Source organism: Silvania confinis (genome assembly GCF_025564085.1).
Taxonomy (GTDB): Bacteria; Pseudomonadota; Gammaproteobacteria; order Enterobacterales; family Enterobacteriaceae; genus Enterobacter; species Enterobacter confinis.
In genome coordinates this window covers 24,767-36,909 of the sequence record NZ_JAMGZJ010000073.1, presented here as the reverse complement: position 1 = coordinate 36,909, position 12,143 = coordinate 24,767, and the positions used below count along the sequence as shown (strand labels likewise).

Sequence of the window (12,143 nt, the reverse complement as noted above, 5' to 3'; positions counted from 1 at the left end):
TGCAGGTCAACATGAAAAAGTATGGCGTGTATGGTACGGATTACGGCGGTGAATGTCAGCACGTTTTACAGCAGATGCGCGGGTTAGATGGCGATGGCAAATGTGAAGCGGCTAAATCATACTTATTTTTCTCTCACCTGAGTAAGGGCGGTGGTATGAACCAGGATTTTCAGGATATTAAGAACGAATTTGATCAATACGAACCGGATGTGGGGGAAGGTATTGCGTTGACGCGGTATGAATCGTTATCCAAAAGGCTGGCGCCCTGGTTCTTTAACCAGGATGTCGCCAACAAACGCCGGTTGCTGCAAAAGTTGGACGAGGGTGAAAAGGAGATTGGCACCCAAAATAAGTACGATTGGTTTGAAGCCCTCAACAGATACAAACCAGACGGTCGCTAAGGCGGCCGTTTTCCATCTATAGCCTGCGCGACTCACTCACTAGTACGGTGCCCGCCTCACGCAATCACCATAAAGGCTCATGTGTAAATGCCGACGTCGCCTGTACGCTTGAACAGGGGCAGGTACGAAATGTGCCGAGAAAACACAGCATTGACACATTGAGGCGATAACGATGAATAAGCGATGGCATTTGATGTTAGGCGTTTTTGTTTTGCTCGCCGGGTTTTCATCAGCGCATGCGAGCACCACGGCACTAGGGTTGACGCTGGGGCAAACTACCTTGAACCAGTTCACAAAAACCTGGCCGTCCGCTCAGCACGAAGGGCGCAGCAAGTGGAGCGAGGGGGATATCTACTCGATCCCGACGAACGAACTGGTGCTGGAAGGGATCAAAAATAACGCGGTTATCTTCAATAAAGCGGGAAAAGTGACGGCGGTGGTCATTGATATCGACAAAAGCAAATTTGATCAAATGCACCAGATGCTGGCGCAAAAATACAGTGTGCAAAAACATAACGTCTCTGTGGTGGGGGATAAATACGCCAGATACGAAAATGATAATGATGTGATTGAACTCGATGCCCCGCATCTCTCGACTGAAATGACGCTGACCTACTCGGAAAAAATGTTTCAGGAGGCTTACCTTAAAAAGAGCGCTGAACAGTTGGATAAGCACTAAGTTTTGCTGATACTGTTTTGCTTTGGTTAAGAAGGACAGGACATGATCGATTTATCGCCGCTGGGGCATGCCCTTGCGGCCGTTGTACTGCAGTGTGTTTTAGGCTTCACCCGCGGAAGATGGATTGTGGGGGGCGCAATGGGCTGTATCTGGTTTATCGCCCGGGAACAAACGCAGGCGGAGTATCGTTGGATTGCCCTGTTTGGCCAGGGTAAGCGCGCCAATATGCCGTGGTACGGGGGTTTTGATTACCGGGTATGGAATATGGGCAGCCTGCTGGACTTTCTGGTGCCGGTGGTGGCCTGCATCGTGGTTTATCTGATCGTTCGCCGGGCAGAGCGGCCGATTAGTCGTCGTCCAGAATCAGCAGCACGTCACCAAGATGGCTGACAATATTGGCGACATCAAAAATAAGTGCGAACCACAGGCAGGTGAGTAAGGTCAACGCGGCAAGCGCAACGTGATTAAACATGGTAGAAATCCTAAGGCGCGAATCAGGCAATTTTGGTTTCTTTAAATTTACCTTTCACCACGCCGTCATAGAAGCGACCTTTCGAGACCACGTTCAAAAAATCGTTAAAAATCCGTACCGGGACACTCTGATATTGCCAGGCGCTGCGATCGCGAAAGCGAACTTCTAGCGTCTCGCTACATTTATCGTAAGCAATAGAGGCGATACGGGAAGATTTAACGGCGTGGTGGTTCACAATAGCGGGTCCTTTACAGCAATGCAGACATGAGATTTATCTTCTATCAAATGGCCAGGCTGGCGCAACAAAAAGTGTGAAAAAGATGGCAGGTCAGATCGAAAGGATATGAACAAAAATTCAGCAACTGAATTAAATGATCAGAAAACTGTTTTAAGAATATTAAGAGTAAGCCCGCGTCGAAACGCGGGCCAATATCATCAGAACTGGTAAACCAGACCGAGGGCGACAATGTCATCGGTGCTGATGCCATTATCTTTGTAGAACTGTTCGTCTTCGTCCAGCAGGTTAATTTTATAATCAACGTAGGTGGACATATTTTTATTGAAGTAGTAAGCCATGCCCACTTCAGCATATTTAACCAGATCCTGATCGCCCTGGCCGTTGCCAAGGTCTTTACCTTTCGACTGCAGGTAAGAAACCACCGGACGCAGACCAGAATCAAACTGGTATTGTGCCGTTACTTCGACGTTCTGCGTCTTATTCGCCACCGCACTTTCGTTATTTCCGTACGGGGTCATGTTACGGGTTTCAGAATACATGGCCGCCAGGTAGATATCATTGGCGTCGTATTTCAGACCGGTAGTCCAGGCGTCGGCTTTATCGCCGCCTGCAGTGGTGCGAGTAACCTGCTGGTTGGTACGGTCAGAAGAGGTATAAGCCGCACCTGCGCTAAAGCCCATGCCGAAATCATAGGTCGAGGAGATACCGAAACCGTCACCGTTCTGATTGCGTGTGCCACGGCCGTTGTTGGTGCCTTCGTTACCGTTACCTTCGCTTTCGTTATTGCCCTGGTACTGCAGCGCAAAGTTCAGGCCGTCGACCAGACCGTAGAAGTCTGCGTTACGGTAGGTTGCCACGCCGTTCGCACGGCCGGTCATGAAGTTATCCGCTTTGGAGTAGGTGTCGCCGCCGAACTCAGGCAGCATATCGGTCCAGCCTTCAACGTCATACAGCACGCCGTAATTACGGCCGTAATCGAATGAACCGTACTGGTCGAATTTCAGACCGGCAAACGCCAGACGCGTCCATGACTGATTCCCGGAACCTTCGGTGTTGTTGGCCTGGACGTTATATTCCCACTGACCGTAGCCAGTCAGCATATCGTTAATCTGGGTTTCACCCTTAAAGCCCAGACGCACATAAGTCTGATCGCCATCAGCGCTGCTATCGTCAGAGAAATAGTGCAGACCATCGACTTTACCGTACAGGTCTAATTTGTTGCCGTCTTTATTATAAATTTCAGCTGCGTGTGCGGCGCCCGCCATCAGCAGGGTAGGGATCAACAGAGCCAGTACTTTTCTTTGCATTGTGACTATTCCTTATGCTGTTTTTATAGTTAATTACTTTAAAACTTTCCATTGAACTTTCTGCGCTGGAAAGATGTCACATGCTAAATCACTCCCTACCACTCCTTATAAAATATAATTGTTACCAATTAAGTAAATTCTAAAGGAATTAATGCGGGTGAAATGGTCATAATTTGGATGAATGAATCAAGATGTTTTATATAAAATAAAAATTACTCTTAGATGGACTAACGCAGTAAACTCTGGCCTGTTATATGCCTGAAGAAGTCTTATCCATTTATAGAATAAATACATTTTAAGAAATTAAGCTGTTATTTATTTGTTTTAGGAACAGCCCAACGTTATTGCGTTGGGCTTTTTTTATACAGAGAGTCATGCCCGGCAATGCTATGCCGGGCGGAGGCGGTTATTCGCTGGCTGTTTTTTCGGCTTTACCAGCCATTTGCGCGAGGAAGTCATAGCGCTTTTGCAGATCGGCTGCGGCGTCCTTCCACAACTGTTCCGCCACCTCTGGCTGCTGGGCGTTAAGACGACGGAAGCGTTGCTCCTGCATCAGCGTTTCAGCCAGCGCATCGGACGGCGGCCGGGAGTCCAGCGCCAGCGGCAGTTTGCCTTCATCAGCACGACGCGGGTCAAAGCGATACAGCGGCCAGAAGCCGGTTGCCGTCAACTGACGCATCTGATCGTGACTGAGCGCCAGATCGTAACCGTGCTCTTCGCAAGGGCTGTAAGCGATAATCAGCGACGGACCCGGATAGGATTCCGCCTCCTGGATAGCTTTCACCGTCTGGTTCAGCTGCGCCCCCAGCGAAATCTGCGCCACATACACGTGACCGTACATCATCATGCTGACGCCGAGGTCTTTGCGCGATTTGCGTTTACCGTGCTCACCAAACTTGGTGACCGCGCCGAGCGGCGTGGCCTTCGATGCCTGGCCGCCGGTATTGGAATAGCACTGGGTATCCAGCACCAGAATGTTCACGTTCTCGGTCAGGCTGAGGACATGATCCAGACCGCCAAAGCCGATGTCATAGGCCCAGCCGTCACCGCCAATCAGCCAGATCGACTTCTCGACCAGCGCATCGGCATCGGTTAATAGCTGCTGTGCCCCCTCTACGCCCGCCAGCACCTGCCGCAGCTCTGCCACCTGCTGGCGACGCACGTCCGGCGTAGCCTCGCTGTGCAGGGCCTCGTTTAACGCGGCTGGGATCGTATCGGCAAACTGTTCCAGCAGGCGCATGACGCGCACGCGGTGCTGATCGACCGTCAGGCGGAAGCCCAGACCGAATTCGGCGTTATCCTCGAACAGGGAGTTCGCCCACGCCGGACCGCGACCGTTGGCGTCGGTGGTATACGGCGTCGACGGCAGGTTACCGCCATAAATTGACGAACAGCCGGTAGCGTTGGCGATCAACATCCGGTCGCCGTACAGCTGGGTCAGCAGCTTGATGTATGGCGTTTCACCGCAGCCGGAACAGGCACCAGAGTATTCAAACAGTGGGGTGATCAGCTGCGAGGTACGGATGTCGATGCGCTCAAGGGCGTTGCGATCGATTTCCGGCAGGTCGAGGAAGAAGTCGTAATTCACTTTCTCTTCTTCCACATGTTCAAGGCGCGACATCATATTGATGGCCTTGATTTCCGGGTTCTGGCGATCTTTCGCCGGGCACACTTCCACGCACAGGTTACAGCCGGTGCAATCTTCCGGCGCGACCTGCAGGACATATTTCTGTCCGCGCATATCGCGGGATTTCACATCCAGCGAGTGCAGGCTGGCCGGGGCGCTGTCCATTGCCTCCGGGGAAACCACTTTGGCGCGAATGGCCGAATGCGGGCAGGCGGCCACGCAGTGGTTACACTGGGTGCACAGCTCCTCTTTCCAGATCGGGATCGCTTCGGCGATGTTGCGTTTTTCCCAGCGGGTGGTGCCCATCGGCCAGGTGCCGTCCGGCGGCAGCGCGGAGACGGGCAGGGCGTCGCCCAGTCCGGCCAGCATGGCGGCAGTCACGGTTTTGACAAAATCAGGCGCCGCGTCGGAGACCACCGGCGGACGGTTCGGGCTGTGGGCATTCACCGGCTGCAGCGGGACTTCGGCCAGCGATTCGCGCGCCAGCGCCAGCGCCTGCCAGTTACGTTCCACCAGCTCCTGGCCTTTGCTGCTGTAGCTCTTGGCGATCGCGCCCTGCAGCTCTATCAGGGCGCTGTCGCCCGGCAGGATCTTCGTCAGATGGAAAAACGCCATCTGCATAACGGTGTTAATACGCGCCGCCAGGCCGCATTCGCGGGCGATTTTTGCCGCGTTAACCACAAACAGCTTCGCTTTTTTCTGATTCAGTACCGCCTGCACTTCCTGCGGCAGTCGGGCCCACACTTCGTCGGCGCTGTACGGGGTGTTCAGCAGGAAAATGCCGCCCGGTTTCAGGCGCTCGGCCATCTGGTATTTGTCGATAAACTGCAGCTGGTGACAGCCCACGAAATCGGCCTGCGAAATCAGGTACGCCGAGCGGATCGGCTGTTCACTGACGCGCAGGTGAGACACGGTCAGGCCGCCGGCTTTTTTCGAGTCATAGACGAAATACCCCTGCGCATACCACGGCGTGGAGTTACCGATAATCTTGATGTTGTTTTTGGTGGCCGACACGCTGCCGTCGCTGCCCAGACCGTAGAACAGCGCTTCGAGCTTCGCGCTCGACGGCAGGGTATTTTCCGGTAACGACAGGGAGAGATTGGTCACATCATCATAAATACCGACGGTAAAGCGCGGCTTCGGCTTCGCCGCGCTCAGCTCGTTGAAGATCGCCAGCACGCAGTCCGGGCCGAACTCTTTCGACGACAGGCCGTAGCGCCCGCCAATCACCCGCGGCAGCGTCTCGCGCTCACCGCTGTTAAAGGCTTCTGCCAGGGCGGTCATCACGTCCAGATACAGCGGCTCGGCATGTGCGCCGGGCTCTTTGGTGCGATCCAGCACCGCGACGCTGCGCGCGCTTTCCGGCAACACCGACAGCAGATGGCGGGCAGAGAACGGGCGGTACAGACGCACTTTCAGTACGCCGACCTTTTCACCCTGGCTCAGCAGCTCGTCGACCACTTCTTCGCAGGTGCCGATGGCGGAGCCCATGATCACAATCACGCGCTCGGCCTGCGGGTGGCCATAAAACTCGAACGGCTTATAGTCACGCCCGGTTTCGCTGGCAAAGTCGGCCATGGCCTGCTCGACGTGGTCATACACCGCGTTGTACCACGGGTTAGTGGCCTCGCGGGACTGGAAATAGGTATCCGGGTTGGCCGAGGTGCCGCGGATCACCGGGTGTTCCGGGTTCAGCGCGCGGGCGCGGTGGGCGTCAATCTGGGCCTGCGGAAGCAGCTTCATAATCGTGCTGTCTGAGACCGGCACGATTTTGTTAATTTCGTGGGAGGTGCGAAAACCGTCGAAGAAATGGATGAACGGCACGCGGCTATTCAGGGTGGCGATATGCGAGATCAGCGCAAAATCCTGCGCCTCCTGCACGCTGCTGGCGCAGAGCATCGCGCAGCCGGTCTGGCGTATGGCCATGACGTCGGAGTGATCGCCAAAAATCGACAGGGCGTGGGTGGCAATGGTACGAGCCGCAACGTGCAACACAAAAGGCGTGAGCTGACCCGCCAGCTTATACAGCGTCGGGATCATCAGCAGCAGCCCCTGGGAAGAGGTAAACGATGTCGACAGCGCCCCGGTTTGCAGCGCCCCGTGGACGGTGGCAATCGCCCCGGCCTCGGACTGCATCTCGACGACGCGTGGGACATCGCCCCAGACGTTTTTCAGCCCATTGCCCGCCCAGGCGTCAGCCTGTTCCGCCATGGCAGAACTCGGAGTAATGGGGTAGATGGCGATGACTTCACTGGCGCGGAACGCGACGGACGCGACTGCGCCATTCCCGTCAATAGTTTGCATATGACACCCTTACATTGCGCAAAGAAAAAGGGACCCGTGACACAACGACGGATCCTGTAGTTATGCTTTCATTTTAGCAAAGGCCGGCTTTTTCGATTTTCGCTTTTGTGTCCTGTGCATTCCCGCCATCACGGGTTTGATCAAACTTTTGCCTGAAATCAGGCGCTATTTGTTTTGACAGCGCAGAAAAACGCAGCGTCGCTCTCGACGGAAAGGGGCGGGATGCCTATTATGCATAGGTTTTGCAATTCACTTTGGGGAAAAATATGCGCGCAGGATTTTGGGTTGGGTGTGCCGCGTTGTTACTGTCGGCCTGTAGCAATGAACCCGTTCAGCAGGCCACCGCCGCGCACGTCGCGCCGGGAATGAGAGCGGCGATGTCCAATTCCGGGCAGGCTAACTGCGCCATGATTGGCGGCGCAATGTCCGTTGCGCGTCAACTGGATGGCTCGGCCATCGGCATGTGTGCGCTGCCAAACGGCAAACGTTGCAGTGAACAGTCGCTTGCCGTTGGATCTTGCGGAAATTACTGATCACTCTGCGCGTTTAAACACCATCGTGGTATCGGCGGTGGCCAGCGTAAGCTGATCCTCGGTCAAATCGACCTGCGTACCGTTACGTAGCATGGTGCCAATGGCATGATCGAGTTCATTCAGCTGCGGCTCGGCGCAGAGTTTGCGCGTCATGGCGAGCGCTTTCACCTTCAGTTCGCCATCAGACAGCTTAGCCTGTCCGCTAAAGCGATTACACATTACGCCTGAGACCGCCATGTCTTCCCCGAAGGCAATCTCGGGCGCAGGCGTCGTCCCTGACGTGACGGCTTTACCGTTTATATTCTCCAGAACAAAACGATGCTTTTGAAGTTGTTCTTCTTGTACAGAGGCTTTCCCCGGATTGACACAGCCAGCCAGCGCCATGCTCAGGATCGTTACTGCGACGAGCGTCTTCATGTTTCTTCTCAATGTATTCACTTCATAGATTTCTACAGCATAGTTTATGGCGGGGAGGGGAAATGTCATGCAGGAAAATCTGAAAACAGGGCGGCAAAGGCTCTCTTCCGCAGAAGAGAGCCCGCGATAAAATCAGGCCAGTTCGTTCGGGCTGGCTTCGCCGTTTTCCAGCTGGCGCAGATTACCCAGCGTGGTTTCTGAAATGCTGATCAACGCCTCGGCGGTCAAAAATGCCTGGTGGCCGGTAAACAGCACGTTATGACAGGCGGACAGGCGACGGAACACGTCATCCTGGATCACATCGTTAGACTTGTCTTCAAAGAACAGATCGCGTTCGTTCTCGTACACGTCCATTCCCAGCGCACCGATTTTTTGCGTTTTCAGGGCTTCAATCGCAGCCTGAGAATCAATCAGTCCACCGCGGCTGGTGTTGATAATCATCACCCCGTCCTTCATCTGCGCAAAGGCGGCGTCGTTCAGCAGATGGTAGTTGTCCGCCATTAGCGGGCAGTGCAGGGAGATCACGTCGGACTGCGCGAACAGGGTCGGCAGATCCACATACTCCACGCCCAGCTCCAGCGCTGCCGCACTTGGGTACGGATCGGAGGCCAACAGGCGCATACCGAAGCCTTTCAGAATTCGCAGCGTCGCCACGCCAATTTTACCGGTGCCGATCACCCCGGCGGTTTTGCCATACATGGTAAAACCGGTCAGGCCTTCCAGTGAGAAGTTGGCATCACGGGTGCGTTGATAAGCACGGTGAATGCGTCGGTTTAAGGACATCATCATGCCGATCGCATGTTCGGCTACCGCTTCCGGCGAGTAGGCCGGGACGCGGACCACTTTCAGACCCAGCTCTTTCGCCGCATCCAGATCCACGTTGTTAAAGCCCGCGCAGCGCAGGGCAATATACTTAACGCCGTGCTTTTTCAGCTCTTCGAGCACTGGACGACTGCCGTCGTCATTAACGAAAATACACACTGCTTCGCAGCCGTGCGCAGTTTTGGCGGTTTTTTCGTTAAGCAGAAAGTCGAAAAATTCAAGTTCGAACCCATACTCCTGGTTAACATGTTGCAGATACTTTTTGTCGTACTGCTTTGTGCTATATACCGCGAGTTTCATAAGACTTTCTCCAGTGATTTTTCAACTACGTTAGCATGATTAAAATAATCTTACAATTTTTAAAATATTATTGAATTCAATAAGTTCGGTAACTCATTCTATAGCAACTATCCTTAAAATTGGCGTTCGCTTCAACTGACCGGCTAAACATGCCACACTATTCGGCAATACCGGCTAATTTTTTCGCTAAATCAGGATATTAACTGCCCATGAAGGGTAAATATAAAGCCGCGATCGCGCTTCTGTTGTTAATCATTTTATTGCCGCTGACGCTGCTGCTTACGCTTGCGCAGTGGGTACCCACCCTGGCCGGCGTCTGGCTGCCCGCAGGCACCAGAATTGCTTTTGAGAAAAGCCCGCGTCTGACCCGCAACGCGCTGGTGATTTCCGATCTGCGCTATCTGGTGGATGACTGCGAAATTGCCCGCGTTGAAGATGCCACCCTCAGCCACCCGAGCCGCTGGAAAATCAACATCGCTGCGTTGGATCTTAACAGCAATTGCCTGAGTAAAATCCCCGCCAGCGAGCCCACGCCTGCCGCGCCTAAAACCCTCGCCGAATGGCAATCGATGTTGCCCAACACCTGGCTGACCATCGATCGCCTGACGCTGTCACCCTGGCAGCAGTGGCAGGGCAAACTGACCGCGTCGTTGACCCCGACGATGCAGGATATTCACTACGACGGGGAGCAGTTCAGCCTGCGCGGCAAACTGCGCGGCCAGTCGTTAACCATCAGCGATGTCATCCTCAATCTGCCTGATTATAAACAGCCCATCACGCTGGTGGGGGAATTTACCCTCCCGCTGGTGCCGGACGGTTTGCCGGTGCAGGGGCATGCGCTGGCGACCTTCTCGGTGCCGCAAATTCCCTCGCTGCTGGATGCCGATCTGGCGTGGAAAGAGAACCAGGGACAGCTGGTGCTTGTCGCCCGGGAGAGCGGCGAACCGCTGCTCGATCTCCCCTGGCAGATCACCCCCGAGCAGTTGACGATCAGTGACGGGCGCTGGCGCTGGGATCGGGCGGGCATCCCGCTGAGTGGACGGCTGGGGCTAAAAATCGACAACTGGCAGCAGGGGACGGAAAACGCCCTGATCAGCGGGCGAATGAACGTATTGACGCAGGGCGATGCCGGGAAAGGCAACGCGGTGCTGACCTTCGGCCCCGGCAAGCTGAGTATGGATAACAGCGCTATGCCGCTGCAGTTAACCGGCGAGGCCAAACAGAATGACCTGACGCTGTATGCCGGGCTGCCGGCAACGCTGACCGGCAGCCTGACCGATCCCCGACTGACGTTTGCGTCAGGAGCGCTGCTGCGTTCCCGCGGGCGAATCATTGATTCCCTGAATATCGACGAAGTGCGCTGGCCGCTGGCCGGGGTCGCGCTCACCCAAAAAGGGATTGATGGCCGACTGCAGGCGATCCTGCGCGCTCACGAGAAGGAAATGGGTGACTTCACGCTGCACCTCGACGGCCGGGCCAATGATTTCTTGCCGGATAACGGCTTGTGGCAGTGGCGCTACTGGGGCGACGGCCACTTTACGCCAATGAATGCCCGCTGGGACGTGGCGGGTCGGGGGGAGTGGCGTGACAGCGTGATTGAACTCAGCGAACTCTCGACCGGGTTCGACAAACTGCAGTACGGCACCATGCTGGCCAGCGAGCCGCGTCTGGTGCTGGACAGCCCGATCCGCTGGCAGCGCGATCCCGACCAGCCGCACTTTAGCGGCGCGCTGTCGTTCGATGCCAAACAAACCACCTTCAGCGGCGGCAGCGTGTTACCGGCCTCAACGCTTAAATTCAGCGTCGACGGCACAAATCCCACGCTCTTCCAGTACAAAGGCACGCTGCACGCCGAGGCTATCGGCCCGGTGCAGGTTAATGGCCGCTGGGACGGAGAGCGCCTGCGCGGGCAGGCGTGGTGGCCGAAGCAATCCCTGAACGTCTTTCAGCCGCTGATCCCCCCGGACTGGAAAATGACCCTCCGCGAGGGCGAACTGTATGCCCAGGTGGCGTTTTCTGCCGCGCCCGATCAGGGCTTTGAGGCTGGCGGTCACGGCGTACTGACCGGCGGCAGCGTCTGGATGCCAGATAACAAAATCAACGGCGTCGATTTCGTCCTGCCGTTTCGGTTCAGCGAGGGAACCTGGACGCTGGGTACCAGGGGCCCGGTGACGCTGCGCATTGGGGAAGTGGTTAATCAGGTCACGGCGCGCAGCATCACCGCCGATTTGCAGGGCGATTACCCCTGGAGTGACGCCAGACCGCTGCTGCTGACCGATGTCAGCGTCGATCTGCTGGGTGGTAAGGTGACCATGCAGCAGCTGCGGTTGCCTCAGCACGATGCGGCCCTGCTGCGGGTGCAGAATATCTCGTCCAGCGAGCTGATCGGCGCCATCAATCCGAAACAGTTCGCCATGTCCGGGCCGTTCAGCGGAGCGCTGCCGTTCTGGCTGGACAACGAGAAGTGGATCATCAAAGATGGCTGGCTGACTAACGCCGGCCCGATGACTCTGCGCATCGACAAAGACACTGCCGATGCGATGGTCAAAGACAACGAGACGGCGGCGGGGGCGATTAACTGGCTTCGCTATATGGAAATATCCCAGTCGTGGACGAAACTTAATCTGGATAACCTGGGTGAATTAACCCTGGCATCGACCCTGCGTGGCGCCAGCCGCGTTGAGGGCCAGACCCAGGCCGTCAATCTCAACTACACCCATCAGGAGAACCTGTTTACCCTCTGGCGCAGCCTGCGTTTTGGCGACAATCTGCAGACCTGGCTGGAGCAACACGCAGCATTACCGGATTACCGCTGCCCGACAGGCAAGGAATGTAAGGAACAACCATGAAAAAGCTGGCCGGTGGGTTCACCGTGAGCATGATACTGCTGCTGACAGGCTGTACGCCGAGGATCGAAGTGGCGGCGTCGAAAGAGCCGATCACCATCAATATGAATGTCAAAATCGAACACGAGATCCACATCAAAGTGGATAAAGACGTGGAATCGCTGCTGAAGTCGCGCAGCGATCTGTTCTGAGGTCAT

12 protein-coding genes are annotated in these 12,143 nt (G+C 55.4%); 6 read left to right on the top strand and 6 right to left on the bottom strand.

The window, feature by feature from the left end; all coding sequences use genetic code 11:
* The first annotated feature begins 11 nt into the window (after positions 1 to 11).
* The 3 genes from M8013_RS09010 (at position 12) to M8013_RS09000 (ending at position 1,470) form a co-directional block, all read left to right on the top strand.
* Positions 12 to 401 carry a hypothetical protein gene (locus M8013_RS09010; RefSeq protein WP_271267460.1) on the top strand — a complete coding sequence of 130 codons (390 nt, stop codon included), beginning with the start codon at positions 12 to 14 and terminating at the stop codon, positions 399 to 401.
* A 172-nt stretch (positions 402 to 573) separates the two neighbouring features.
* A complete protein-coding gene (locus tag M8013_RS09005) occupies positions 574 to 1,080 on the top strand; it encodes a hypothetical protein (protein ID WP_271267459.1) in 507 nt (168 codons plus the stop codon).
* 45 nt (positions 1,081 to 1,125) lie between these two features.
* Positions 1,126 to 1,470 carry a hypothetical protein gene (locus M8013_RS09000; protein WP_271267634.1) on the top strand — a complete coding sequence of 115 codons (345 nt, stop codon included), beginning with the start codon at positions 1,126 to 1,128 and terminating at the stop codon, positions 1,468 to 1,470.
* Here the strand turns inward: M8013_RS09000 and M8013_RS08995 are convergent.
* The 4 genes from M8013_RS08995 to nifJ all read right to left on the bottom strand — a co-directional run bounded on the left by M8013_RS08995 (position 1,427) and on the right by nifJ (position 7,028).
* On the bottom strand, positions 1,427 to 1,552 hold the full coding sequence (locus M8013_RS08995; protein ID WP_271267458.1) for a hypothetical protein: 126 nt from the start codon (positions 1,550 to 1,552) through the stop codon (positions 1,427 to 1,429). The two genes, M8013_RS09000 and M8013_RS08995, sit on opposite strands and share 44 nt — an antisense overlap.
* A 22-nt stretch (positions 1,553 to 1,574) precedes the next feature.
* Positions 1,575 to 1,787 carry a KTSC domain-containing protein gene (locus M8013_RS08990; protein ID WP_271267457.1) on the bottom strand — a complete coding sequence of 71 codons (213 nt, stop codon included), beginning with the start codon at positions 1,785 to 1,787 and terminating at the stop codon, positions 1,575 to 1,577.
* Positions 1,788 to 1,987: 200 nt separating this feature from the next.
* Complete coding sequence (ompC, locus tag M8013_RS08985) at positions 1,988 to 3,097, bottom strand: porin OmpC (RefSeq protein WP_271267456.1); 1,110 nt, start codon at positions 3,095 to 3,097, stop codon at positions 1,988 to 1,990.
* Between the two features lie 406 nt (positions 3,098 to 3,503).
* On the bottom strand, positions 3,504 to 7,028 hold the full coding sequence (gene nifJ, locus M8013_RS08980; protein ID WP_271267455.1) for a pyruvate:ferredoxin (flavodoxin) oxidoreductase: 3,525 nt from the start codon (positions 7,026 to 7,028) through the stop codon (positions 3,504 to 3,506).
* A 266-nt stretch (positions 7,029 to 7,294) separates the two neighbouring features.
* On the opposite strand from nifJ, the gene M8013_RS08975 reads away from it, so the two are divergent.
* Entirely contained in the window at positions 7,295 to 7,561 is a 267-nt protein-coding gene (locus M8013_RS08975; RefSeq protein ID WP_271267454.1) for a putative hemolysin, read from the top strand.
* Here M8013_RS08975 and hslJ read toward each other — a convergent pair whose 3' ends face one another.
* Complete coding sequence (gene hslJ, locus M8013_RS08970; RefSeq protein ID WP_271267453.1) at positions 7,562 to 7,978, bottom strand: heat shock protein HslJ; 417 nt, start codon at positions 7,976 to 7,978, stop codon at positions 7,562 to 7,564.
* Positions 7,979 to 8,110: 132 nt separating this feature from the next.
* A complete protein-coding gene (locus M8013_RS08965; RefSeq protein WP_271267452.1) occupies positions 8,111 to 9,100 on the bottom strand; it encodes a 2-hydroxyacid dehydrogenase in 990 nt (329 codons plus the stop codon).
* A gap of 209 nt (positions 9,101 to 9,309) precedes the next feature.
* Between M8013_RS08965 and M8013_RS08960 the strand changes: the two genes are divergently transcribed.
* Positions 9,310 to 11,949: a YdbH family protein gene (locus M8013_RS08960; protein WP_271267451.1), complete on the top strand. Its 2,640-nt coding sequence runs from the start codon at positions 9,310 to 9,312 to the stop codon at positions 11,947 to 11,949.
* On the top strand, positions 11,946 to 12,137 hold the full coding sequence (locus M8013_RS08955; RefSeq protein WP_271267450.1) for a YnbE family lipoprotein: 192 nt from the start codon (positions 11,946 to 11,948) through the stop codon (positions 12,135 to 12,137). The genes M8013_RS08960 and M8013_RS08955 overlap by 4 nt, the downstream gene beginning before the upstream one ends.
* Positions 12,138 to 12,143: the final 6 nt, after the last annotated feature.

What these genes read in the sequence shown, in the direction of transcription:
- M8013_RS09010 (WP_271267460.1), top strand. Translation starts at nt 12, where the DNA reads ATGAAAAAGTATGGCGTGTATGGTACGGATTACGGCGGTGAATGTCAG.
- M8013_RS09005 (WP_271267459.1), top strand. Translation starts at nt 574, where the DNA reads ATGAATAAGCGATGGCATTTGATGTTAGGCGTTTTTGTTTTGCTCGCC.
- M8013_RS08995 (WP_271267458.1), bottom strand. Translation starts at nt 1,552, where the DNA reads ATGTTTAATCACGTTGCGCTTGCCGCGTTGACCTTACTCACCTGCCTG.
- ompC (WP_271267456.1), bottom strand. Translation starts at nt 3,097, where the DNA reads ATGCAAAGAAAAGTACTGGCTCTGTTGATCCCTACCCTGCTGATGGCG.
- nifJ (WP_271267455.1), bottom strand. Translation starts at nt 7,028, where the DNA reads ATGCAAACTATTGACGGGAATGGCGCAGTCGCGTCCGTCGCGTTCCGC.
- M8013_RS08975 (WP_271267454.1), top strand. Translation starts at nt 7,295, where the DNA reads ATGCGCGCAGGATTTTGGGTTGGGTGTGCCGCGTTGTTACTGTCGGCC.
- hslJ (WP_271267453.1), bottom strand. Translation starts at nt 7,978, where the DNA reads ATGAAGACGCTCGTCGCAGTAACGATCCTGAGCATGGCGCTGGCTGGC.
- M8013_RS08965 (WP_271267452.1), bottom strand. Translation starts at nt 9,100, where the DNA reads ATGAAACTCGCGGTATATAGCACAAAGCAGTACGACAAAAAGTATCTG.
- M8013_RS08960 (WP_271267451.1), top strand. Translation starts at nt 9,310, where the DNA reads ATGAAGGGTAAATATAAAGCCGCGATCGCGCTTCTGTTGTTAATCATT.
- M8013_RS08955 (WP_271267450.1), top strand. Translation starts at nt 11,946, where the DNA reads ATGAAAAAGCTGGCCGGTGGGTTCACCGTGAGCATGATACTGCTGCTG.